At 70.4% G+C, this 21,053-nt stretch carries 25 protein-coding genes and 1 pseudogene; 14 read left to right on the top strand and 12 right to left on the bottom strand.

From position 1 onward, the window contains the following. Positions 1 to 179: 179 nt before the first annotated feature. From OHA89_RS35795 to OHA89_RS35780, 4 genes are all read left to right on the top strand, one after another. A complete protein-coding gene (locus OHA89_RS35795; protein WP_215140408.1) occupies positions 180 to 488 on the top strand; it encodes a hypothetical protein in 309 nt (102 codons plus the stop codon). Positions 489 to 524: 36 nt separating this feature from the next. Further along, a complete protein-coding gene (locus OHA89_RS35790) occupies positions 525 to 950 on the top strand; it encodes a pyridoxamine 5'-phosphate oxidase family protein (RefSeq protein WP_406367964.1) in 426 nt (141 codons plus the stop codon). A gap of 333 nt (positions 951 to 1,283) precedes the next feature. Further along, positions 1,284 to 1,526 carry a protealysin inhibitor emfourin gene (locus OHA89_RS35785; protein ID WP_406367963.1) on the top strand — a complete coding sequence of 81 codons (243 nt, stop codon included), beginning with the start codon at positions 1,284 to 1,286 and terminating at the stop codon, positions 1,524 to 1,526. Between the two features lie 586 nt (positions 1,527 to 2,112). Continuing rightward, positions 2,113 to 2,280 (top strand): hypothetical protein, encoded by a 168-nt coding sequence (locus OHA89_RS35780; protein WP_406367962.1) that lies wholly within the window; start codon positions 2,113 to 2,115, stop codon positions 2,278 to 2,280. A 155-nt stretch (positions 2,281 to 2,435) separates the two neighbouring features. Here the strand turns inward: OHA89_RS35780 and OHA89_RS35775 are convergent, their stop codons facing one another. The 7 genes from OHA89_RS35775 to OHA89_RS35745 form a co-directional block, all read right to left on the bottom strand. After that, positions 2,436 to 3,464: an iron-containing redox enzyme family protein gene (locus tag OHA89_RS35775; RefSeq protein ID WP_406367961.1), complete on the bottom strand. Its 1,029-nt coding sequence runs from the start codon at positions 3,462 to 3,464 to the stop codon at positions 2,436 to 2,438. Beyond that, positions 3,461 to 3,655 carry a CDGSH iron-sulfur domain-containing protein gene (locus OHA89_RS35770; protein WP_406367960.1) on the bottom strand — a complete coding sequence of 65 codons (195 nt, stop codon included), beginning with the start codon at positions 3,653 to 3,655 and terminating at the stop codon, positions 3,461 to 3,463. The genes OHA89_RS35775 and OHA89_RS35770 overlap by 4 nt, the downstream gene beginning before the upstream one ends. Before the next feature lie 49 nt (positions 3,656 to 3,704). Further along, complete coding sequence (locus OHA89_RS35765; protein ID WP_406368738.1) at positions 3,705 to 4,361, bottom strand: HemK2/MTQ2 family protein methyltransferase; 657 nt, start codon at positions 4,359 to 4,361, stop codon at positions 3,705 to 3,707. 219 nt (positions 4,362 to 4,580) lie between these two features. Continuing rightward, a complete protein-coding gene (locus tag OHA89_RS35760; protein ID WP_266612071.1) occupies positions 4,581 to 4,847 on the bottom strand; it encodes a DUF4235 domain-containing protein in 267 nt (88 codons plus the stop codon). Further along, positions 4,844 to 5,218, bottom strand: coding sequence for a DUF3618 domain-containing protein (locus OHA89_RS35755; protein ID WP_406367959.1), 375 nt, complete (start codon positions 5,216 to 5,218; stop codon positions 4,844 to 4,846). The genes OHA89_RS35760 and OHA89_RS35755 overlap by 4 nt, the downstream gene beginning before the upstream one ends. Next, complete coding sequence (locus tag OHA89_RS35750; protein WP_257558743.1) at positions 5,215 to 5,628, bottom strand: phage holin family protein; 414 nt, start codon at positions 5,626 to 5,628, stop codon at positions 5,215 to 5,217. The genes OHA89_RS35755 and OHA89_RS35750 overlap by 4 nt, the downstream gene beginning before the upstream one ends. A gap of 198 nt (positions 5,629 to 5,826) precedes the next feature. Beyond that, positions 5,827 to 6,882 carry a YihY/virulence factor BrkB family protein gene (locus OHA89_RS35745; protein ID WP_406367958.1) on the bottom strand — a complete coding sequence of 352 codons (1,056 nt, stop codon included), beginning with the start codon at positions 6,880 to 6,882 and terminating at the stop codon, positions 5,827 to 5,829. 298 nt (positions 6,883 to 7,180) lie between these two features. Between OHA89_RS35745 and ppk2 the strand changes: the two genes are divergently transcribed. Both ppk2 and OHA89_RS35735 read left to right on the top strand, forming a co-directional pair. Beyond that, complete coding sequence (gene ppk2 / locus OHA89_RS35740) at positions 7,181 to 8,239, top strand: polyphosphate kinase 2 (RefSeq protein ID WP_266612066.1); 1,059 nt, start codon at positions 7,181 to 7,183, stop codon at positions 8,237 to 8,239. 49 nt (positions 8,240 to 8,288) lie between these two features. Next, a complete protein-coding gene (locus OHA89_RS35735; RefSeq protein ID WP_406367957.1) occupies positions 8,289 to 8,894 on the top strand; it encodes a GNAT family N-acetyltransferase in 606 nt (201 codons plus the stop codon). Here OHA89_RS35735 and OHA89_RS35730 read toward each other — a convergent pair. After that, entirely contained in the window at positions 8,887 to 9,234 is a 348-nt protein-coding gene (locus OHA89_RS35730; RefSeq protein WP_215140417.1) for an STAS domain-containing protein, read from the bottom strand. The two genes, OHA89_RS35735 and OHA89_RS35730, sit on opposite strands and share 8 nt — an antisense overlap. Positions 9,235 to 9,358: 124 nt before the next feature. Between OHA89_RS35730 and OHA89_RS35725 the strand changes: the two genes are divergently transcribed. Together OHA89_RS35725 and OHA89_RS35720 are read left to right on the top strand one after the other, a co-directional pair. Then, positions 9,359 to 9,694: a helix-turn-helix transcriptional regulator gene (locus OHA89_RS35725; RefSeq protein ID WP_406367956.1), complete on the top strand. Its 336-nt coding sequence runs from the start codon at positions 9,359 to 9,361 to the stop codon at positions 9,692 to 9,694. Between the two features lie 257 nt (positions 9,695 to 9,951). Beyond that, complete coding sequence (locus OHA89_RS35720; protein WP_406367955.1) at positions 9,952 to 10,452, top strand: hemerythrin domain-containing protein; 501 nt, start codon at positions 9,952 to 9,954, stop codon at positions 10,450 to 10,452. A gap of 28 nt (positions 10,453 to 10,480) precedes the next feature. On the opposite strand, the gene OHA89_RS35715 is transcribed toward OHA89_RS35720, so the two are convergent. The 4 genes from OHA89_RS35715 to OHA89_RS35700 form a co-directional block, all read right to left on the bottom strand. Next, positions 10,481 to 11,479 (bottom strand): glutathione S-transferase family protein, encoded by a 999-nt coding sequence (locus tag OHA89_RS35715; protein ID WP_406368736.1) that lies wholly within the window; start codon positions 11,477 to 11,479, stop codon positions 10,481 to 10,483. 218 nt (positions 11,480 to 11,697) lie between these two features. After that, the gene (locus tag OHA89_RS35710; protein WP_406367954.1) at positions 11,698 to 12,069 is read right to left on the bottom strand and encodes a MerR family transcriptional regulator; all 372 of its coding nucleotides are present in this window, start codon (positions 12,067 to 12,069) and stop codon (positions 11,698 to 11,700) included. Positions 12,070 to 12,095: 26 nt separating this feature from the next. Next, positions 12,096 to 12,854, bottom strand: a complete 759-nt coding sequence (locus OHA89_RS35705) for an SDR family NAD(P)-dependent oxidoreductase (RefSeq protein WP_215140422.1) — start codon at positions 12,852 to 12,854, stop codon at positions 12,096 to 12,098. A gap of 144 nt (positions 12,855 to 12,998) precedes the next feature. Next, a complete protein-coding gene (locus OHA89_RS35700) occupies positions 12,999 to 13,571 on the bottom strand; it encodes a TetR/AcrR family transcriptional regulator (protein WP_215140423.1) in 573 nt (190 codons plus the stop codon). A 148-nt stretch (positions 13,572 to 13,719) separates the two neighbouring features. Between OHA89_RS35700 and OHA89_RS35695 the strand changes: the two genes are divergently transcribed. The 6 genes and pseudogenes from OHA89_RS35695 (at position 13,720) to OHA89_RS35670 (ending at position 21,026) form a co-directional block, all read left to right on the top strand. After that, positions 13,720 to 14,511, top strand: a complete 792-nt coding sequence (locus tag OHA89_RS35695) for an SDR family oxidoreductase (RefSeq protein WP_257558734.1) — start codon at positions 13,720 to 13,722, stop codon at positions 14,509 to 14,511. A gap of 191 nt (positions 14,512 to 14,702) precedes the next feature. After that, positions 14,703 to 17,207, top strand: coding sequence for a CehA/McbA family metallohydrolase (locus OHA89_RS35690; protein ID WP_406367953.1), 2,505 nt, complete (start codon positions 14,703 to 14,705; stop codon positions 17,205 to 17,207). Positions 17,208 to 17,251: 44 nt separating this feature from the next. Further along, positions 17,252 to 18,126 (top strand): annotated as a pseudogene (locus tag OHA89_RS35685) (IS5 family transposase). 468 nt (positions 18,127 to 18,594) lie between these two features. After that, positions 18,595 to 18,924, top strand: coding sequence for a Rho termination factor N-terminal domain-containing protein (locus OHA89_RS35680; protein ID WP_266612052.1), 330 nt, complete (start codon positions 18,595 to 18,597; stop codon positions 18,922 to 18,924). Positions 18,925 to 18,991: 67 nt separating this feature from the next. Further along, positions 18,992 to 19,444: an SRPBCC family protein gene (locus tag OHA89_RS35675; RefSeq protein WP_266612050.1), complete on the top strand. Its 453-nt coding sequence runs from the start codon at positions 18,992 to 18,994 to the stop codon at positions 19,442 to 19,444. Next, positions 19,437 to 21,026: a phytoene desaturase family protein gene (locus tag OHA89_RS35670; protein WP_406367952.1), complete on the top strand. Its 1,590-nt coding sequence runs from the start codon at positions 19,437 to 19,439 to the stop codon at positions 21,024 to 21,026. The genes OHA89_RS35675 and OHA89_RS35670 overlap by 8 nt, the downstream gene beginning before the upstream one ends. Positions 21,027 to 21,053: the final 27 nt, after the last annotated feature.

Below are 21,053 nucleotides of genomic sequence, written 5' to 3'. Positions count from 1 at the left end.
GTCCATAGTTGGCGGTGGCATGTCGGCAGTGATCGTCACTGCCAGCAGCCAAACACGCCGCGGCGGGGCTGCCGGGCGGCACCCGGCAGTCTGATCTGTCGAGCTTGAGGGGGTTTGAAGCGCGACAGCAGGGCATCCCACAACGAGGCCCAGCCTTTGCCAGCCGACAGGAGGCAGCAGTGACCACCTACGTCATCACCGTGCCCGGCACGTTCCTGAGGGACGCCGACGATGCAGCACGGTCCGAACTGGCGAGGAGCCTGGCTTCGCACCACACCGACCTGAGCGAGACCGAAGACGTGGAACTGCTGACGGTCCACGAGGACGGCACCTTTTCCGTCCGGCTCGAAGTCGAGGCACCGGACCGGGCAACGGCCGAGGACGACGCCGTCCGCCTTACGGCCGGCGCCCTCGAGGAGCTGGGGTTCTCGGAGAAGGACGCGCCCTTGGGACCTCCGGCGGTCACAGGTGTCGACGGTCAGTTCTGAGAACGGAGTACGCCTTCCATCCTGAAGGAGGATGCCATGGCACTGTCCCGGACCGAGCGGGAGCAGTTCCTCGCCGAACCCCACATCGCCGCCCTCTCCGTGAGCGCGGGCGGTGACCGCGCACCGCTGACGGTACCGATCTGGTACCACTACTCCCCCGGCGGCGACATCTGGATCATGACCGGCCGCGACTCCCGCAAGGCCGAACTGATCGAGTCCGCAGGCCGGTTCAGCCTGATGGTCGACCGCGTAGAGCCGACGATCCGGTACGTGTCGGTCGAAGGCCCGGTCGTCTCGACCGTACCGGCGGTGCGCGAGCAACTGGTGTGGATCTCCTCGCGGTACCTACCGGCTGCGAAGGTGGACGACTACGTCGACGACGCGTGCAAGAACCACGGCGAGCAGGTCGTGATCCACATGCGTCCGTCACGATGGGTGAGTTCGGACCTCGGCCAGGTGTAGACGGCCGCCAGAATGGGCTGGCTGGGGTGCTGCTCCGCCGCCTCGATGAGCCCCTTTCCCGCCGCGGGACAGGGAGGGCGGCATCCCAGTCGGCCGATGTTCACGGAGTCCAAAGTCCGGTGACAACCACCCCTGCTTCCGTATGGCGATGGTCGCGGACCTCGCGGCCCTCCGTCCGGGCCGCCGACGACGGGTCGGCCACGCAGCGGCGCTTTCCGGACGTTCGTACCGCCGAGACCCGGTTCTGTGACAGCGGGCTGGTGTTCGGGGCATCCGCGCAATGGCTGCGACGTGCAGACCCTGTGACACCACCAGGAACAGGAAGGTACAGCCATGCTGATCACGGTCACCCGCTCCGGAGGCTTCGCCGGCTTCGAGAAGCTCCGCGCACTCAACACCTCGGGCCGCGCGGACGCGGCGGATCTGGAGGAACTCGCGCAACAGGCCGTCGCCCCCGTGGCCGACGGCTTCCACTACCGGATCACCGTCGACAACGAGGTGCTCGACCTCCAGGACCCCTGCCTCTCCGACGCCCAACGAACACTGATCCGCACCGTCCTCGACGAAGGCGCCTGACGGGCCTCACACCGTAGGGAGGGCCCTAAACGTTGGGTGACCGTGTTCACCCAGGACAGCAGTTGCCACCAGGAGCAGCGCACCGTTGACATCACCGCGCGGCCGTCCCACCGGGTCGACGAACCGGCTGCCGACGTGTCGGACCTGAAAGTCGCTAAAGCCGGCCGTCGGGGCCGAGGGGGCAGCACCAGAGCGGGATCCTGGAGTCCCTCGGCAAGGCCGATGAGCCGCGCAACGTCCGGGAGCACCACCTCGGTGGTCGTGCGGTCGCGCGGGGGCGAGGCGTCCATGGTGCGGGCACACAGCTCGGCGAGGGCCTCGACTTGGCGCCCCGCCGCAGATACGCCGCGCGCTGACGGGCGGCCCCGCCTCCGGAGCACCGCATCCGGTGGAACAGCTCCTCCACGAACTCGAGGCCAGCCAGGGCGCGGCACGGGCCAGGAGCCGTTCTGCCAGCGTCACGGCCGGTACGTACTCCCCTCGCGCGGGATCGAGGCCTTCGCCCGCCGGCCCGTTCCGGGCGGCGAGCCGGTGGGGAGCGTGCAGGCGCCGGGTCGGCACGTCGGGCGGCGGCCGCTCGTCCCCTATGTCGAGCAGCAGCGTGGTGGCCAGACCCCGCACCAATGCGGTGAGCAGCAGCACCACGTCGAGGTCGGCGTTCACGTCGCAGACCCGGATCTCCACATCACGGCGTGAAGCCGCCGCCGTCGACGACCACGAGCGCGAGCGCGAGCGCGAGCGCGAGCGCGACTGATCGAGCAACGCGACCACCGCGCTGCGCCCCGCTGACGTCAGCGGTCCCCCCGGGCGACTCCCTGACCCGCGCGGCGTCCATGACAGGCGGTGCACGACAGCGGCGCGCCGTGCCTGAGGCCGACGCGCCGCTGCCGTGGCCACGGAGGCCGCCCCTCACGGCCCCGGCAGGGGCCGACGCAACGCGCTACGCCCCTGATCCCAGGCCTCCCGGATGTGAGTCGCAAGGCGGTCCTCCAGCAGGACCGTCGCCGCGCACCCGAAGGCGATGTCCGCCTCGAGGCGGGGCTCGTCCGCCAGCAGGCCCCCGATGACCTCGTGGCGGACAACCTGTTCGTGGACGGCGTCGGCCTCCACGTGCTCGGCGTAGAAATGTTCGGCCGCCGGACCGGCCCCGCAGCGCCGCAGCGCCCTGGCCAGGCGCCTGGACCCGGGCGACGAGGTGACCTCCACGCAGGCGAAGTGGCCGACGAGAGCGCCGCGCAGGGCGCGGTGGAGACCGAATAGGGACATCAGGTTCACGGTCGCAAGCAGGGGTGCCGGGGCCCGGTCCAGGTAGCAGCCGTACGCGGGATCAAGCCCGAGGTCGGTCAGGAGGTCCGCGAAGAGCTGTGCGTGGATGCGGTCGGCGCGGCCGGCGCCGAACTCGTCGTACTCAATGGCGACCATGGCAGCCTTGGCCCGTCCTGTGAGCCGGGGGATCACCCAGGCGTGCGGGTCCGCCTCCTTGAGGTGGTAGAGGGAGCGAAGGGCCGCGTACTCACGCAACTGCCACAGGGCGCCGTCGGTTTCGAGATGGTGGCTGAGGCTCCCGGAGAGGTCAACAGGCTCGACAAGGAGCGGGGAGAATGCCTCCTCGACCGACCGGGGAGCGTCGGACAGCTCTGCGCGCAAGGCGGAGAGGACGCGGGTTTCCAGGGCTTGGCGCAGCCGCAGCAGGTCCGGATCCCATTCCCGCCCGTCGTCCACGCCGTCGAAGCCGCGGTAGTGCAGTTCGTACAGCAGGTAAAGCGCGAGCTGGAGGTCCTCACCCCACGGGGCCGCCCTCAGCACGGACCCGGTGGCGTACACCGGAGGGCCGCCCGACTGCAGGGCCTGTGTCACGGCCCCGGACAACTCGCCCCGCTCCTCGACGAGGCGGGGGCCGGCGGCGGTCGCCGTCGCTCCCGGGCTGTGAGGGATCATCTCGGGGTCCTGTCCTCGGGCGGCGAGTCGGCTCGCTCGCGGTGGCGGTGGCTGGTGTCGCACCAGGGGTAAATACGGCTGCGGCGGCAGGTGCACACCGCGACCATGAAGCGGTCCGAGCGGGCGACCGTCCCGTCGTCCAGGACGATCTCGACCGGCCCCTCGACCAGGACCGGGCCCAGCGGATCCACGGACACCCGGCGGACGGGCGCCGCCGTGGAAGCCGAGCGCGGGCCGCGGTCAGAGGGACTGGGCACGGATGATCACCAGCTCTTCCCACTCATCGGCTTCTACCGCCAGACCCTGCTGCTCCAGCCACGACCGTCGCGAACGCAGCACGGGGCCCCACGGCACCGCGGCCGTCGCCGTGACCTCTGCGGCCAGCCCCACCCCGGTCAGGCGGTCGAGCGTCTCCTCGGCCCCGCACATCCCCGAGTGCACCATGAGCAGGACACCCCCCGGACGCAGCAGGGCCGGGGCAGTGGCGCAGACCCGGTTGATGACCCCGCGCCCGTCGGGGCCGGCGTCCCAGGCCCGCTCCGGCCCGTGCGAGGGGAGCCGGACCCCCGGGGCGGGGACGTATGGCGGATTCGTGACGACCAGGTCGAAGCAGTCACCCGCGGTGCGTGCCGCGAAGTCGCCGTGCAGGACACGCAAGGGCAGCCGCAGACGCAGTGCGTTCAACCGCGCCGTGACCACAGCGGGCCAGGAGACGTCGACCGCCGTGACCCGGGCTCTCCGGCCGGCGGCATGCAGCGCCAGCGCACCGGTGCCCGTACCGATCTCCAGCGCGTCAGTCCGCGGCCCGAGCTCCTCCTGGGCGAGCGCCTCCGCGAGGAGAAGGGTGTCCGCCTGTGGCTGGTAGACGCCCGGCAAGGCCAGCAGGCCGACTGGCAGCGCGGGCAAGGACAGAGCCGTACTGGACACCGCGCACCTCCGGGTTTCGAATGCGGCCCAGCGGACGGGACCGCGGTCATTGACCGACGTCCTGCGACTACCCCAGGCGAAGCGTCCCATCCAAATTTTCGTCGATCTCCAGGGGCCCCTGGCCCCCGTGCCCGGTGGTGGGGGCGTGCCGATCAGCTCGGGAAGGGCGTCGGCCGGCATCACGGCGGGTCAGCCCGGCCAGGTGCCCGTCACACGACGCGTGGCCACGGCACCCGCGCGGTCGACAGCGGCCTTGACCACGGCGAAGATCGCGCCCTGGACAGCGGCGGCGATCAGGATCTGCTTCCAGGACCGGTCTTCGTCCGTAGCGCTGGGGGCGTCGCCTTCGCCTTCGGCGATCTTCCACACCTGCTTGAACGCTGCCGCCGCGATCATGCCGCTGAAGGCGCCCAGAGCCAGACCGACCGGCTTGTAGGCGATCTTGGACGCTTTCATCGGCCTAGGCGGCTGCGCCGCACCAGCAGGAAGACGACCAGAACAGCGCCGGCAACGAGCAGCGGCTTGCGGTTGGCGCGTCCCGCCCTCGCGACCTGGCCTAGATTGTCGAGAACCGGCTCGGGTGTCGTGTCCTTCACCAGCTGCGCGGCATACTGGGTCTTCACGCGGATCTGGTCGGCAACCAGGGCGGTCTTCTCGGCGGCCCGTTCTCTGACAGCGGATGTCTTCTCCTTCGCCTGTGCCGTGACGTCGGCCTTGCCCGCCAGCGCCTCCACCGTCTGCCCGAGTTCGTCGCGGGTGCGCTCTATCTCCTCGCGCAGCTCATCGGGGGTGGGCGAGCCGATATTGGTTCGGGGTTCGTTCGTCATCGCTGCCCCTTCTCCTTGATCTCGGCCAGGTCGGCCTTGACGCTGTCGATGGTCTGCTCCGGGACGGGGGCGCCGGCATCGGCGATTTGCTTCTTCCCGGCCATAGCAGTCACTGCAGCAACCACCGCCAGTGCCGCCGTGAGGATCAGGGCCGATGCCCACACTGGGAGTACCAACGCGAGGGCGGCGATGCAGGTTGCAATCAGGGCCTGAGCTGCCAGGATTCCGATCAGGCCCGCCGCGCCGAAGAGGCCGCCGCCCTTCCCGAAGCGTTTCCCCTTCTGAGCCATTTCTGCCCGGGCCAGCTGTATCTCCTCGCGGACCAGCTCCGAAATTTGCTGGGAAGCGCGCGAAACCAGCACGCTCACGGATTCATCGGGGATGCGGGTCTGCCGCTCTACCGTGCTCATGCAGAGTCTCCCCTTTACGACCTTTACGATCCTTTACGACCTTTACGATGCGCACGCCGTTGTCGTGGCGCGCCTACCCGATAAACGACCGAGCACCCACGCCACAAGCAGATGCTTCTGCCCACACAGCGGCGCAGCAGCAGAACACCCGGGATGCTCAAGCCGTTCACTCTTGCCGGCCAAGCGGTCCATACGCGGTCACTGCTCCAAGCGGCGGCGGTCCTGGTCGCTCCACGCGCGGGTGTCACGGGGACGGACATAGGGCTCCTCGTCCTTGGGCAGCCCTCCGGCGATCGCGCGCTGGCGGGCCAGTTCCGCGTCGAATTCCAGTCCGAGGAGAATCGCAAGGTTGGTGATCCACAGCCAGACCAGGAAGACGATGACACCCGCGACGGTGCCGTAGGTCTTGTTGTAGGAGGCGAAGTTCGCCACGTAGAAAGCGAATCCGGCCGAAGCGAGCATCCAGATCATCAGAGCCAGGAGACTGCCTGGCGTCAGCCACCTGAATCCGCGGCCCTTGGCGTTCGGTGCGGCCCAGTACAGGAGCGCGATCATGATCGTGACGAGGACGACCAGGACCGGCCATTTCGCGATCGACCACACCGTCAACGCACTGTCACCGATTCCCAGGGCGGTGCCCACTTTCCGCGCCAGGCTGCCGGTGAAGACGATGATCAGCGCACTGCCACACGCGAGGACCATCAGCGTGACGGTGAGCGCCAGGCGCAGCGGCAGCACCTTCCACACCGGGCGGCCTTCGGGCATGTCGTAGACGGCGTTCGCGGAACGGATGAACGCGGCCACGTAGCCGGAGGCGGACCACAGCGCCACGACGAGGCCGACGATCGCCATCAGCGATCCGACGCCGCTGCGGCCCTGCAGCTGCTCGACCGCGTCTTTGATCACGTCCCGGGCGGAGCCGGGAGTCAGCTGCTGCACGTTGTCCAAGACCCGCTGGGTCGTCGACTCACCGGCCAGGCCCAGCACGGACACGAGAACCAGGAGGGCGGGGAAGAGCGCGAGTACGCCGTAGTAGGTCAGGGCCGCGGCGCGATCGGCCAGCTCGTCGTTCCGGAACTCCCTGACCGTGCCGCGCAGTACTGCCCTCCAGGAACGTGTGGACAGGTCCGAGGGCTGGTCCGGGGCCCGCTTCTCGATCTGCTCGTCCGGCCCCGCGTCGGCGTTCCGTTCGGTGTCGGCATGGTCACCGTCGCTGCCCTGGCCTTGGTTCGGTAGGTTCGGTAGGCGTGTCATACCTGGCGGCTTTCCACGCCGGCGCCACTCATGCGGTCATGTCCACGGGGTGGCAGATGGGCGCGACGACCGGCCCTGCGGTGGCGGGGCTGCGAAGCCTGGTCCGCAGAGCAGGAGCACGTCGTCCGAGTCCGGCATGGTCGCGTCGGCGGCCTCGCCGTGGGCTTGCTGGGGCCGGTCCACTGACAGGGCCGGTCACTGGAAACCGCGCTGAGTCACGGAATCTGCGGCACGGCCGCTCGCGCTGCGCCATGGCGGTCTCGGGCATCCGGATGTGTTCCATGGGTAGTGGCGTGGCATGGAAGACGAAGCGGGCCGGCGGTCAGAGGCCGAGGCTCTGCTGAAGGGGCTGAGCGTGGATGACCGCCGGCCGGAGCAGCCCGTGCTGCTGGACTCGTCCGGCGCTCCGATCCGTACGTGGCAGGAGAATTACCCGTACGACCGCAAGATCAGGCGGGGGGAGTACGAACGCACCAAGCGGATCCTGCAGATCGAGCTCTTGAAGCTGCAGCGCTGGGTCAAGGACACCAGATCCCGGCTGGTGGTGATCTGTGAGGGCAGGGACGCGGCGGGCAAGGGCGGCACGATCCAGCGGTTCACGGAGCGGCTCAACCCCCGTGGGGCACGGATCGTCGCTCTGGACCAGCCGACCGAGCGGGAGGCGGGAGAGTGGTACTTCCAGCGGTACGTCGCTCATCTGCCGGCAGCCGGTGAGATCGTCTTCTTCGACCGTTCCTGGTACAACCGCGCCGGCGTCGAGAAGGTCATGGGTTTTTGCACCCAGGAGCAGTACGAGCTGTTCCTGCGGCAGTGCCCGGCCTTCGAAGCGATGCTCGTGGAGGACGGGATCCTGCTCGTGAAGTTCTGGTTCTCGGTCTCCCGCGGCGAGCAGCGCACCCGCTTCGCGATCCGCCGGGTCGATCCGGTGCGGCAGTGGAAGCTATCGCCGACCGACCTGGCCTCGTTGGACCTGTGGGACGCGTACACCAGCGCGAAGGTCGCGATGTTCCGTGCGACCGACACCGGCCACGCGCCATGGACGGTGGTCAAGAGCAACGACAAGCGGCGCGGCCGGCTGGAGGCGATCCGCAGCCTTCTGTGGCGCATCGACTACGACCGGAAGGACGAAGCGGCGGTGGGCCGCCCCGACCCGCTCATAGTGGGCGTCGCCGACACGCTCCTGGAACCGGGTGAGGAGCCCACCGACCTCTCACCCACTCCCCTGGCCGGCCCGCCCCTCGGCCCCGGCCTGCATCCCCACCCGCAGCACGCCGCAGGGCCGCGCTGGTCAAGCCCGCAACCGCGCGGCTCCGGTCGGCCCCGGCACCCCCAAGACGGGACGAGTAACGGTCCGTAGACGGCCGAGTCCACGGCCGAGTCCGGGCTGTCCATCGAGAGCTAGTGGCATGTCTTCGTCATCGAACCCTGACCTTTGGCCCGTTTCGCTCAGGACGGACCGACTTGTCCTGCGCCCCATTGAGCGCAGTGACGTCGCCGCCCTGTCGCGGCTCTGGACGGACACCGAGGTGCGCCGCTATCTCGGCGGGCCCGTGACCGGGGAGACCCTTCAGGCCCGCGAGGAGGGGTGCGTCGCGGCTTTCGGTGCGTTCAGCGTGGTCCTGGCCACGGACATGTCCATGGTCGGTCTGGTGTCGGTGGAACCTTGCTCGCGCCGAGGCGGCCGGACGGAGGTGTCGTATCAGCTGCTGCCAGAGCACTGGGGCTGTGGGTATGGCCGTGAGGCGGTCGTCGCCGCGATGTCCTGGGCGCTGGACAAAGTCACATCCCAGCAGTCTGAGGTCGTCGCCGTCACCCAGAAGGCCAACGAGCGTTCACGCCGGTTGCTTGAGTCCATCGGGATGCGACTGGTCGACGCGTTCGTGGAGTGGGGCGCGGAGCAGGTCATGTACTCCATGGACCGAACGGGTCCTGGCGGCCCGGCATCGACGGCAATTCGGGGATACGGGCCCCCATCAGGGAGATCACGGGCTTCGACCGGCCCGATCACGTGAGGTAGCAGCGGGTCTCGGTGATCTGGAGGAGTCTTTCCACGGTGTGGCTGGTGGCGGTGACGCGCAGGGAACGGTGGGCTTGTTCGGCGGTGTTGCGGGCGCTCAGGAGGGCATTGAGGCCGGCGCAGTCGCAGAAGGTGACCTGGTGGAGGTCAACGGTGATGGCGCCCCGGTAGGTGGTGACGGCGGTCAGGAGGGCGCCGCGCAGATCGCCGGCGTCGTGGAGGTCGACCTCACCACTGACGGTGACATGGGCCGACCCGTACGGTCCGGGAGCAACGGAGACCTGCAGGCGGTCGGCGTCGGTATCGAGGTGGGCGCTGTCCATGGTCCCGGTCATCGCTACCTCCCCGCTCGTCCGTCCACTACTCCCTTGTACCAGCATCGTCGGCACCCACCCCGACACACGTCAAGAATTACGTGAAAAACAGGACGTATGTACCAAGTTTGGGCATCCTGGAGGTATGGGAGACGAACCACTTCCCAAGGCACCATGGACCTTCCTGACCAGCCACGCACGGGTTCTCCTGACCCTCGCCCGCAACCCCGGCGCGCGCGTGCGAGAGGTGGCCGAGACCTGCCTGCTGACCGAGCGGACGGTGCAATCGATCGTCGCGGACCTGGAGGAGGGCGGGTACCTCAGCCGGGCACGAGAAGGGCGCCGCAACCACTACCGGATCACCCCCGGCGCGAAGTTCCGCCACCCCGCCGAAGCGGGACGCGACATCGCAGACCTCCTCGCCCTCTTCGCCGAGGAACCCGCCGAGCAACCCGCCGAGAACACACAGTCCCCACGGTGAGTCCGCGCCGCACATGCTCGTCACCCGGGGCAGTGAAGGTCTCCTGCGCGGATCACGGAAATGGGCCGGGTGATGGCGCAGGGTGTTCGGGTCGAACGCCGGTGGCACGCCCGCGGTCCGCCGGCCCGGGCCACCCACGACGGCCTGCCCGCCGCATTGCGCGGGCCGGCGAGCGGCGGGCGTGCCGGGGGTTTCAGCCGCCCTGTCAGTGAGCACGCGCCAGATGACGGGTAACCCCGATGGAGGAGGCGAGCGGTATGGCGGGCGAGGGGAAGGACCAGGACGTCGTCGAGGTGATCCTCAAGGACCACCGCACCATGGAGGAACTGTTCCGCCGCATGCGGAGCGTCGAGGCCGACCGTGCGGGAGCACTGGAAAAGTTCTCGGCCCTGCTCATCGCGCACGGCGAGGCGGAGGAATCCGAAGTCTACGGAGCTCTCAAACGCTTCAAGGACGTCGACAACGAGGAAGTGGAACACGGCAAGGAGGAACACGCCGAGGGCAACGAGGCACTGCTGGCGCTGCTGGAAGTGGACGACGTCGGTTCCGACGAGTGGGACGCGCGGCTGGAGGACCTCGTCAAGGCGGTCTCCCACCACGTGGACGAGGAGGAGCGGACGATCCTCAACGGTGCCAGGGAAAACGTCTCCGACGAGCGCCGGGCCGAGCTGGGCAGCGCGTTCCTGCGGGAACGCGAGAATCAGCTGGCGTCGGACTGCGGCAGCATCGAGAACGTGCGCAGGATCGTGGGCGGCTGACGCAGGAGCGCGCAGGAGCGGCGGGCGTTCAGGAGAGCGGGGTGTGATCGGCCGGTACGGCTTCCCCGGCAGCGACGGGCCCGGGTGCGGTGCCGTCGCCGAAGGGGCGGCCGCCCAGGACGGCGCGGCCGTGCGGAGCGAGCCAGCCAGCCAGGTCGGGGCCCACCGGCATGATCCCCGTGGGGTTGATGTCGGTGTGCACCAGGTAGTAGTGCCGCTTGATGTGGTCGAAGTCGACGGTGTCGCCGAAGCCGGGTGTCTGGAACAGGTCCCGCGCGTACGCCCAGAGCACCGGCATCTCGCTCAGCTTGTACCGGTTGCATTTGAAGTGGCCGTGATAGACGGCGTCGAAGCGTACGAGCGTGGTGAACAGCCGTACGTCCGCTTCGGTGATGGTGTCGCCGACGAGGTAACGGGCCCGTTCGAGCCGGGCGTGCAGCCAGTCGAGCCGGGCGAACAACCGCGCGTACGCGTCGGCGTACGCCTCCTGGCTGCCGGCGAACCCGGCTTCGTAGACGGCGTTGTTGACGTCCCGGTAGACCAGTTCGTTCACGGCGTCGATCTGCGGCCGGAGTGCCGGCGGATACAGTTCCGGAGCCCCTGGGCGATGGTACGGCGTCCACTCCAGCGACATGTCGACCGTGATCCGCGCGAAGTCGTTGGTCACTACCTTCCCGCTCGGGACGTCCACGATGGCCGGCACCGTGATGCCCCGGTCATAGCCGGGGTCGCGCGCGAGGTAGGCGTCCCGGAGCCGCTCGATGCCGAGCACCGGGTCACGCCCGCCGGGATCGAGGTCGAAGCTCCAGCTGCGCTCGTCGTGCACAGGCCCGGCGACGGCCATCGGAAGCGCCTCCTCCAGCCCGAGAAGCCGCCGTACGATCACCGCCCGGCTCGCCCACGGACAGGCTCGGCTGACCACCAGGCGGTAGCGGCCGGACTCTACCGGGTAGCCGTCGCGCACGTCGGCGGTGATCCGGGTGGTGATGTACCGGCTGTCACGGGAGTACCCCTTGCCGGGGCTCACATAGTTCACCCCCGGCGCCTACCCGCTGTCGGCCGGGAGACCCATCCGGTGTTTCGTCCGGCGGGCCGGCGCTGCGGCCCCTCTCCCCCGGACGGGGACCGGGACGGTCTGAGTCGGGCCCCCCGGTGCACCGGCCGACGACGGGGTGTGGCAGGTGCGGACCTGTGCGCAACGGGCATGAGTAGTCGAGGTGCCAGGAATCCGCGTGCGACAACTGGTCAGACGACTGGGCGGATCCGGTCGCCGGTCTTCTCCCGGAGCGCGGTTTCCAGCCGGTCGCGGGCCTCGGTCTGGGCGGCGATCCGTTCGTTGAGGACCGCCAGCCGTTCCAGCGCGACCCGCAGGCCCCCGCCCGAGGGCGGTGCGGCAGCCACATCGCCGTCCAGGCACGGAAGGAACACCCGCACGTCGTCCAAGGTGAGCCCGGCGGTCAGCAAATGGCGGATGTTGCGGACCCGCACCAGCGCCTTTTCGTCGTAGATGCGGTAGCCGTTGCAGGCCCGCTCGGAGGAGATCAGCCCGGCCTGCTCGTAGTGCCGCAGCGCACGAGCGGTCGTCCCAGTTGCCCTGGCCAGTTCACCGATCCGCACGGACCCCACCCCCGGGGCCACTTCTATCACGCGACGACGGCCCCGCCGTCGACGGGGAGTACCACTCCGGTGACGAACGATGCGGCTGGTGCGGCAAGCTGGGTGATCGCCCAGGCCACCTCCTCGGGACGGCCGATCCGGGCCAGCGGGGTGTGCGCCAGCTGCCAGTCCCGCACTGCGGCCATACGCTCCGGCGTCAGGCCCTGGTGCTCGCCGATGGGGGTGTCGATCGCGCCGGGGGCGACCGCCACCACCCGGACCCCACGGGGTGCCAGCTCGACCGCCCAGCTGCGGGTCAGCAGCTCCAGGGCGGTCTTGGTCGCCGCGTAGACCGAGCTGCCGGGCCAAGCCCGCTGCCCCACCGACGTACTGACGTTGACGATCACCCCTCCCGCCGTCTCCAGGGGCGGCAGCGCGGCCTGGGCCAGCAGGATGGGGGCGACGAGGTTGGTGGCGAGCTGAGCCGTGATCATCTCCGGCGTCAGCGTGCCGAGGGCGCCGCCGCGCACGATGCCGGCGTTGTTGACCAACACGTCCAGTCGGCCGTGTACCTCCAGCACGGCCTGGATGATCCGGCCGGGCTCGCCCTCGGCGGTGATGTCGGCGGCCAGCGGCGTGATCCGGTCGTGCCCGGACGCAGTCTCCTTGAGCGGCTCGGCCCGCCGCCCGATCGCGACTACGTGGTCGCCGTCGGCGGCAAAGGCGCGGGCGGTGGCCCGGCCGATTCCCGTGCCGGCTCCGGTGACGACGACGATCCTGCTGCTCTGCGATGCGGTGCTGTTCATGCCGGTGATCGTGCAACCCTGCCGCCAGTGGCAAGGTCAAGGTCGAGGTCGCGTCGGCCACCGCCGCGCGCGCAGCCCGGCCACGACCGTGGTGATGCTCTTGGCCGTGGCGAAGAGCCGGAATGCCTGGTGAGCCGCCGGCGCCTACGGGGTCTGCGTCGGGGTCAGCTTCGTGAGGACCAGCAGGGTGTCGACCAGGTCCTCGGCGGGGGCGCCCGTGGCCAGGCGGCGCAGTTGCTGTCCGAAGACCAGGGCAACAGCCGCGGCGGCCAGGCGTTCGGGGTCCGGTACGCCGAGCTGGGTCAGGATCCGGGTGGCCAGCAAGTCGTAGGCGGCGAAGCACTCGGCCGCGGCGGCACGCAGCCGTTCGTCGCGGCCGGCCTGGACGTACAGCTCGAAGGGCGCGATGTGGCGGCTGTCGAAGGCGTTGCCGCCCGCGACCTGCGCCACCACCTCGGCCGCCTGTCCGATGTCGAACTGCTCGTCGGAGCATGCGTCGGCGAGCGCGGTGAAGTGCCGCGTCTCCTCGGCCACGAAGTGCAGCAGGCTCTCGCGCAGCAGCTCGTGCTGGGTGGCGAAGTGGTAGGTGACAGAACCGAGGGAGACTCCGGCCTCCTTGGCGATCCGCCGGTTGGTGACGGCGGCGATGCCGTCCTGCCCGATGATCCGCAGCACGGCGTCGATGATGCTCTGGCGGGTGTCGGAAGCATGGGGCATGGCGGCATTCTGCACCATCGGCCAACACGTCCGCCCGGGCAGGGCCGGGGAGTTGGGGCGTCCGGGGTGTGGACAGGGGGCGGAGCGATCCCTACTGTTCGTTCGAACGAACAACAGAGGGCCATTGCACGGGAGTTGTGGAGCTGTCATGGACATATCCGGATCGAACGTTCTGCTCACCGGGGCCACCGGAGGCATCGGCTCCGCCCTGGCCGCGCGCCTGACCGCGCAAGGGGCCCGCCTCACGGTCACCGGGCGGCGGGAGGAAGCCGTCAAGGCGATCGCGGACACCTGCAACGCCCGCACCGTGGTCGCCGATCTGGCCGTCCGGTCCGACGTCGTCCGCCTCGCCGAGACCTGCGCCGAGGCGGACGTCCTCGTCGCGAACGCCGCCCTGCCCGCCAGCGGCGACCTCCTGGACTACACCGAGGAGCAGCTCGACCGTGCCCTCGACGTCAACCTGCGCGCGCCCGTCCTGCTGTCCCGGCTGTTCGCGGCGCACATGGTGCCCCGCGGCCGCGGCCACATCGTGCTGGTCGGTTCCATCTCCGGCAAGGCGGCCACCAAGTCGACCTCCCTGTACAACGCGACGAAGTTCGGGCTGCGCGGATTCGCCCTCGCCCTGCGCCAGGAGCTCAGGGGCACGGGGGTGGGGGTGTCCCTGGTCCAGCCCGGCTTCGTCCGCGACGCCGGGATGTTCGCGGCCACCGGTGCCGCCACGCCGAACGGCATCAGGACCGTCACACCCGGCCAGGTCGCCGATGGCGTCGTACGCGCCGTCCGCCGCGACCGGTGCGAGGTCAACGTCGCGCCTCTGGAGCTGCGGCTGCTGAGCGCCATCGCCGGGCAGTTCCCCGGGTTCGCCGAGCGGGTCCAGGCCCGGGCGGACGTCGACGGCCCCGTGCGACAGATCGTCGAGGCCCAGCGCTCACGCCGTTAGGCCGGCCGACCCCGCGCCGGCGGTCCCACGCTGCCGGTTCCGCGCCGGCGGGCGGGACCGCCGGTCGCCCCCGACTCCCCCGCCCTCGTGCGGATCCGACCGCGCCCGCCCGAACACAGACGCCCTCGCACCGGGACGTCCTCGCACCCGCACGCCTTCCACGCCACCTCACGTGAACGGAGAGCACTGCTGTGCCGAGTGAACACCTCCCGAATGACGCGCCCGACCCCGGCCCGGGTGTCGAGCGCAGGTCCCTGCTCCGGTTAGCGGCCCTGCTGGCCGCGGGCGGAGCCGCCGCGCTCGTTCCCGCACCGATCGCGCACGCCGCGACCAGGAGCCAGGGATCCGACGCGGTGACCACCACCTACCGGGGCCACTCCCCGTACGGCAACGACCAGTGGGCGTACGTCGCCTTCGACGTCCCCGCCGGAGTGCAACGGATCTCCGTCTCCACCTCCCACGACGCCGCCGCCGGCATCCTGGACCTGGGCATCTTCGGCCCGTCCGGGTTCCGCGGCTGGTCGGGCGGCGAACGGTCCGGGTTCACCCTCTCCGCGGCGGACGCCACTCCCGGCTACGTGCCCGGGCCCGTCGAGCCCGGCAGCTGGTCCGTCATCCTGGGGCCGATGGTCGGCGCCACCGGCGGCATGGCCTGGCAGGTCGACGTCACCCTGCACCTCGGCGACCCGCTGCCCCGGACCCCGTACGACATCCTGCCGGCCTCGGTGACGGGGCGCGGGCCCGGCTGGTACCGGGGCGACCTGCACCTGCACAGCGTGCACTCCGACGGGAAGCGCACGGTGGACGAGATCGTCGCCGCCGCCCGCCAGGAGGGGCTGCACTTCATCGCCACCTCCGACCACAACACCAGCTCCACCGGCGTGACATGGCACGGCAACATCCCGACCGACCTGCTGGTCATCAACGCCGAGGAGGTCACCACCCGCCACGGCCACTGGCTGGCCGTCGGCCTGCCGCAGGGCGAATGGGTGGACTGGCGCTACGGACCCGCGGACCAGGGGGTGTTCGACGGCCACGCCCGGCGCGTGCACAGTCTGGGCGGACTCACGATCGCCGCCCATCCGCTCACCCCGGCGCCGGGATCCTTCTGGGAGTTCGGCCTCGACCGCGTGGACGCGCTGGAGGTGTGGAACGGACCGTGGACCCTCGACGACGCGGCCAACATCGCCGCCTGGCACGTCATGCTCAGCCTCGGCAAGCGGGTCGCCGCCGTCGGCAACAGCGACGCCCACAGCCCCGCGGACGCCGTCGGCCGGCCACACAACGTGGTGCGCGCCAGCAGCCTGTCGACCCCCGCCGTGCTGGACGCACTGCGCCTGGGCCGGTCGTACGCCGTCGAATCCGCGGCCGTGACCGTGGACTTCACCGCCCGCGCCGGCGGAGCGGTCGCGGGACCCGGTGAGGAACTGCCCCTGTCGTTCTTCGACGCCGTCGACGTGACCTTGGACGTGACGGGCGCCCCGGACAGCATCGCCACGCTGTACACCGAGTGGGGCATCATGGCCGCCACGTGCATCGACGACAGTGGCAGGGGGCAGCTGCGCTGGCGAGGCTGGGGCAAGGCGTCCATGTTCGCCCGGGCCGAGGTGCGCCGTCCCAAGCCCGCCTCCACCACGCTGGACCAGTTGGTCGCCATCACCAACCCGGTGTGGTTCTACTCCGCGCAACTGCCCCCGTACGACGTCGAGCGGCGGGCGCTCTTCCACACCGAGCGCCGCCCGGACGGGTCGTGGAGCAGCATGCGTCCGCTGCCGGGTGCCGCCGTCGCCGGATCCGGCTCGGGCTCGGGCTCCGGCTCCGGCTCCGGCTCGGGCTCCGGCTCGTTCGCGGGGGTTCAGAGCGCCGTGGCCGGCATGGCGGACGGCTCGGTCGTGGTGCTGGGCATCGCGCCCGACAACGGTCTGTGGCTGACCGCCGTACGGGGTTCGGCCACGCTCCGGCCCTGGCAGCGCGTCGCGGGACCGGACGGCTCTGCCGGATTCACCGTCCGGGAGGCGGACATCGCGGCCTTCCCCGACGGCACCTGCCAGATCGTGGTGACGGCCATGGACGGCACGGCCTTCCACCAGCAGCGCCGCGCCGACGGGGCGCTGCCCGGATTCCGGGCCCTGCCCGGCTTCACCGCGAAGAGCGGGTGGGGTGCGACGAAGGTGTCGATCACCGCCATGCCCGACGGGTCCGCCCAGCTGGTCAGTTACGGCACGGACGGTGCCATGTACCACTGCGTTCGCGGGCGTTCCGGTACGTGGACGCCCTGGGGGCGCATGGCCGGCTACAACGGGGCCCCGACGTTCTCCGGCCCTGCCCTGGCGATCACCGGAATGCCCGACGGATCCTCCCAGGTCCTCGCCATCGGGCTCGACGGGATGGTGTACCACCAGCAGCGGCGGCCCGACGGCTCCTGGACCGGGTTCCGGCCCCCGCGGGGCGTCACCACCGCCACCATGGGGGCCAGTGCCATCGGCATCACGGGGACGCCCGACGGCTCCGCCCAGGTCGTGGCGGTCGGGCTCGACGGGCGGATCTGGCACAACGTCAGGAATCCGGACGGCTCCTGGACGCCGTTCGCACACATACCCGGCCCGAACGGGAGGGACCCCTTCCCCGCGGGGCAGGTCCGCATCACCGCGCTGCACGACGGCACCACGCACGTGACGGCCATCAGCGCCGGCTAGGGTCTGTTGCGAGAGTGGATCTTGTTCGTTCATGATCACGTCTCGTGGGACGTGGAGACCTGACGAACGGCCAGTGGGCTCGGCTTGAGCCGTTGCTGCCGCGGGGTATCAAGCCTGGTCGGCCGCAGGTGTGGACGCGGCGGCAGCTGATGGACGGCATATGGTGGCGGACACTGACCGGTGCCCCGTGGCATGTCGTGCCGGAACGCTATGGTCCGTGGGACCGGGCCTATGACCTGTTCCGGCGCCGGCAGCGGGACGGGACCCGGGCCCGGATCATCACCCAGCTCCAGGCCGAGGCGGACGCGAAGGGTCTGATCACCTGGGACGCGAACGTTGATCACACGGGCTGCCGAGCTCACCTGCACGCCGCCGGGGCGGTGAAAAGGGGGATTTCCAAAAGGAGCCGCCCGGCGGGATCTTCGTCGAGCCGGCCGATCATGGGCTCGGCCGGTCCCGGGGCGGCCTGACCAGCAAATCCACCTGGCAGTCGAGCAGGGGCAGCAGCCACTGTCGGTGGTGATCACGGCCGGTCAGCGAGGTGACTCCCCCGCAGTTCGAGCCTGTCCTGGAAGCGATCAGGGTGCCGCGGCTGGGCCTGGGGCGGCCGCGCAAGCGACCGGACCGGGTGCGGGCCGACAAGGCATACGACTCCCGCAAGAACCGCGCCTACCTGCGTAGACGCGGTATCAAGACGACGATCCCAGTACCTGCGGACCGCGTCCGCAACCGGCGGAACCGGGGCTCGCGAGGCGGTCGGCCGCCGAAGTTCGACAAGGCCGGCTACAAGCAGCGGCACGCGGTCGAGTGCGGCATCAACCGGCTCAAGCGCCACCGCGCGGTCGCCACCAGATACGACAAGCTCGCCGTCCGCTACGAAGCGACCGTGCTGGTCGCAGTCCTTAACGAGTGGCTGTGACAGGCCTCCTGTTGAGACCATGAGCCGGTGAACTCAGGACTCCCTGACGGATGGACGATCGAACGCGTGCGCGCTCTTTCCGGCGACCCAAGCGCCGCCCCGCTCCGGCCCGATGTAATTCTCGCGTTCCACGAGTTGCGCCTCGTGAGAGACGACGATGAGTGGTTCATGGGGCAGCTCGACGATGACGGCTCGGTGATCTGCTGGGCCCCAACAGACCCTAACCCCGTCCGGGCGTTCTTCGCAGGTCGCGGGCCCGCGAAGAGCGCCCGGACAGACCAGCGGGAGATTGCCTACCTGTGAGGGTCTCGGAGGCGTGCATCCGAAGGCACGAGGTCTTTGGCTCAGCGGTTGTCCGGCCGGCGCAGTTCAGCGCCGAACGGGCAACGGAGCCGCGGCCGTGAGGTGCGCGGTGGTTCGAGTCCGCGCACCATGACCTTGACACCGTCGTCGACGAAGGGTTCCGTCGTGCCCCGAGGATCCAGTCCCAAGCGCGAGCGTCAGTACGAGCACATCAAGGAGTCCGGGAAGCAGCGCGGCATGTCCGAGAGCCGCGCGACGGAGATGGCTTCTCGCACGGTGAACAAGGAACGCGCGCGGTCGGGAGAGAGCAAGACCGCCGGCCGCAGCTCCACGCAGGGAAAGTCGACCTCTCAACGCGGTGGCGCGAAGTCTCATGGCGGCGGCACCTCGTCCGGGCGTACCAAGGACGAGCTCTACCAGGAAGCGAAGAAGCGCGGGATCGAGGGCCGCTCGAGCATGACCAAGCAGCAGCTCCAGAACGCCATCGGCCACTGATCTCGGGCAAGGTCCGCACGACGCTGCTACGCCGCTCTCCGTCCACCCCGGCAGGAGGACTCCTCTCATGGCCGTCCGCCATCAGTTGATTCGTCGTCCCCCGCACGCGGTGTGGGCGGTGCTCGCCGATCCGACCCGGTACGGGGAGTGGGTGGTGGGGCCGTCCGAGTCCGCACCCCTCGACGAGGCCTGGCCGGAGGTCGGTTCCCGGCTCCGCTACACGCTGCGGCTGGGTCCCTGGTCGACCGACGGTGTGACGACCGTCCGCCACCGGGAACCCGGCAGGGAGCTGGAGCTGGAGGCCTCGTTCGAGGCGCTGGGCACCGCGCGGATCTTCTTTCAGCTCCGGCCGTGGGGCGAAGAGACCCTGGTCGTCTGCGACGAGCATCCCCTGCGCGGCATCGGTGGTGCGCTCCACAACCCCGCGAGCGAAGCGCTGCTCCAGCTCCGGCACCGCGGCATGCTGGCCCGCCTGGCCCGGGTCGTGGAACAGAACCGCACCGGGACCCTCCGTGCCTGACGCGGTGGTGATCGGCGCGGGCCCCAACGGGCTGGTGGCCGCGAACCTCCTGGTCGACGCCGGCTGGAGCGTGGAAGTTCTGGAGGCACAGCCGGAGCCCGGAGGCGCGGTCCGCAGCGACCGGGGCGTCCACCCCGACTACGTCTCGGATCTCTTCAGCGCCTTTTACCCGCTCGCCGCCGCCTCCCCGGTCCTCGCGCGTCTCGACCTCCCCGCCGAGGGCCTGCGGTGGAGCCACGCCCCGTCCGTACTGGCCCACCCCCTGCGGGACGGCAGGTGCGCGGTGCTGGAGCGCCGCGTGGAGCAGACCGCGGCCGGACTGGCGGAATTCGCGGGAGCCGACGCGGACGCCTGGCGGGACATGTACGACGCGTGGAGCCGTGTCGGCCCGGGCCTGGTGCAGAGCCTGTTCACCCCGTTCCCCCCGGTCCGGGCCGGACTCCGCCTGGCAGCCAAGCTCCGTACCTCAGGCGGGCTGCGGCTGGCCCGGAACCTGGCCCTGCCGGTGCGCCGCCTGGGCGAGGAGGAGTTCAAGGGCGAGGGCGGGCGGCTCCTTCTGGCCGGCAACGCCCTGCACGCCGATCTGGCCCCTGAGGCTGTGGGCAGCGGAGCATTCGGCTGGCTGATGTCGATGCTCGGACAGAGTCACGGCTTCCCGGTCCCCGTCGGCGGGGCCGGCGCCCTGACCGCGGCACTCGTGAGCCGTCTCCAGCGCCGCGGAGGCGTCGTGCGCTGCGGAGAACGTGTCGTGTCCGTCGTCGTCCGGGGCGGCGCGGCAGTGGCGGTCCGGACGGCCGGAGGCGAGACCGTCGGCGCGCGGCGCGCCGTGCTGGCGGACGTGTCCGCACCGTCCCTGTACCGCGGCCTCGTGGGTGAAGAACACCTTCCGTCCCGCCTCCTGAGGGACCTGGAACGCTTCCAGTGGGACTTCGCGACGTTCAAGGTCGACTGGGCACTTACCGGCCCGGTGCCGTGGTCTGCGCCGCAAGCCTCCGGGGCGGGGACGGTCCACGTGGCCGACGGCATCGACGGCATGACCCGGTTCGCCGCGCAGATCGCCATGGGACAGGTTCCCGACGAGCCGTTCGCCCTGTTCGGCCAGATGACCACGGCGGATCCCAGCCGCTCACCGGCCGGCACGGAATCGGCGTGGGCCTACACCCACCTCCCCCAGCACATTGCCTCCGACGCGGGACCCGACCACATCACCGGCCGCTGGGACGCCCGCGAACAAGAGGTCATGGCCGACCGCATCGAAGCACAGGTGGAACGGTTCGCACCCGGCTTCCGCAAGCTGATCGGCGCCCGCCGCATCCTGGCCCCCACCACTCTCCAGGCCATGAACGAGAATCTCCACAACGGAGCCATCAACAACGGCACCGCCGCCCTCCACCAGCAGGCGATCTTCCGTCCCACCCCCGGCACCGGCAGGCCCGAGACGCCCGTCAAGCGCCTCTACCTCGCCTCTGCGGCCGCCCACCCCGGCGGCGGCGTCCACGGTGCCCCAGGCGCGAACGCAGCTCGAGCCGCCCTGCGACCCCATGGACTCCACACCCTCCTCCACCGCGCCCAGCGCATCTGACAGACGCCCGAGAGGAGCCGGAACAGC

The sequence above is a fragment of the Streptomyces sp. NBC_01546 genome (assembly GCF_045208355.1).
Lineage (GTDB): Bacteria > Actinomycetota > Actinomycetes > Streptomycetales > Streptomycetaceae > Streptomyces.
The sequence above is the reverse complement of the archived record's forward strand: the minus strand, read 5'-3'. Positions and strand labels throughout refer to the sequence as shown.

Coding starts and splice junctions, on each gene's coding strand:
- OHA89_RS35790 (WP_406367964.1), top strand. CDS start 525: ATGGCACTGTCCCGGACCGAGCGGGAGCAGTTCCTCGCCGAACCCCAC.
- OHA89_RS35785 (WP_406367963.1), top strand. CDS start 1,284: ATGCTGATCACGGTCACCCGCTCCGGAGGCTTCGCCGGCTTCGAGAAG.
- OHA89_RS35780 (WP_406367962.1), top strand. CDS start 2,113: ATGTCGAGCAGCAGCGTGGTGGCCAGACCCCGCACCAATGCGGTGAGC.
- OHA89_RS35775 (WP_406367961.1), bottom strand. CDS start 3,464: ATGATCCCTCACAGCCCGGGAGCGACGGCGACCGCCGCCGGCCCCCGC.
- OHA89_RS35760 (WP_266612071.1), bottom strand. CDS start 4,847: ATGAAAGCGTCCAAGATCGCCTACAAGCCGGTCGGTCTGGCTCTGGGC.
- OHA89_RS35755 (WP_406367959.1), bottom strand. CDS start 5,218: ATGACGAACGAACCCCGAACCAATATCGGCTCGCCCACCCCCGATGAG.
- OHA89_RS35750 (WP_257558743.1), bottom strand. CDS start 5,628: ATGAGCACGGTAGAGCGGCAGACCCGCATCCCCGATGAATCCGTGAGC.
- OHA89_RS35745 (WP_406367958.1), bottom strand. CDS start 6,882: ATGACACGCCTACCGAACCTACCGAACCAAGGCCAGGGCAGCGACGGT.
- ppk2 (WP_266612066.1), top strand. CDS start 7,181: ATGGAAGACGAAGCGGGCCGGCGGTCAGAGGCCGAGGCTCTGCTGAAG.
- OHA89_RS35735 (WP_406367957.1), top strand. CDS start 8,289: ATGTCTTCGTCATCGAACCCTGACCTTTGGCCCGTTTCGCTCAGGACG.
- OHA89_RS35730 (WP_215140417.1), bottom strand. CDS start 9,234: ATGACCGGGACCATGGACAGCGCCCACCTCGATACCGACGCCGACCGC.
- OHA89_RS35725 (WP_406367956.1), top strand. CDS start 9,359: ATGGGAGACGAACCACTTCCCAAGGCACCATGGACCTTCCTGACCAGC.
- OHA89_RS35720 (WP_406367955.1), top strand. CDS start 9,952: ATGGCGGGCGAGGGGAAGGACCAGGACGTCGTCGAGGTGATCCTCAAG.
- OHA89_RS35705 (WP_215140422.1), bottom strand. CDS start 12,854: ATGAACAGCACCGCATCGCAGAGCAGCAGGATCGTCGTCGTCACCGGA.
- OHA89_RS35700 (WP_215140423.1), bottom strand. CDS start 13,571: ATGCCCCATGCTTCCGACACCCGCCAGAGCATCATCGACGCCGTGCTG.
- OHA89_RS35695 (WP_257558734.1), top strand. CDS start 13,720: ATGGACATATCCGGATCGAACGTTCTGCTCACCGGGGCCACCGGAGGC.
- OHA89_RS35675 (WP_266612050.1), top strand. CDS start 18,992: ATGGCCGTCCGCCATCAGTTGATTCGTCGTCCCCCGCACGCGGTGTGG.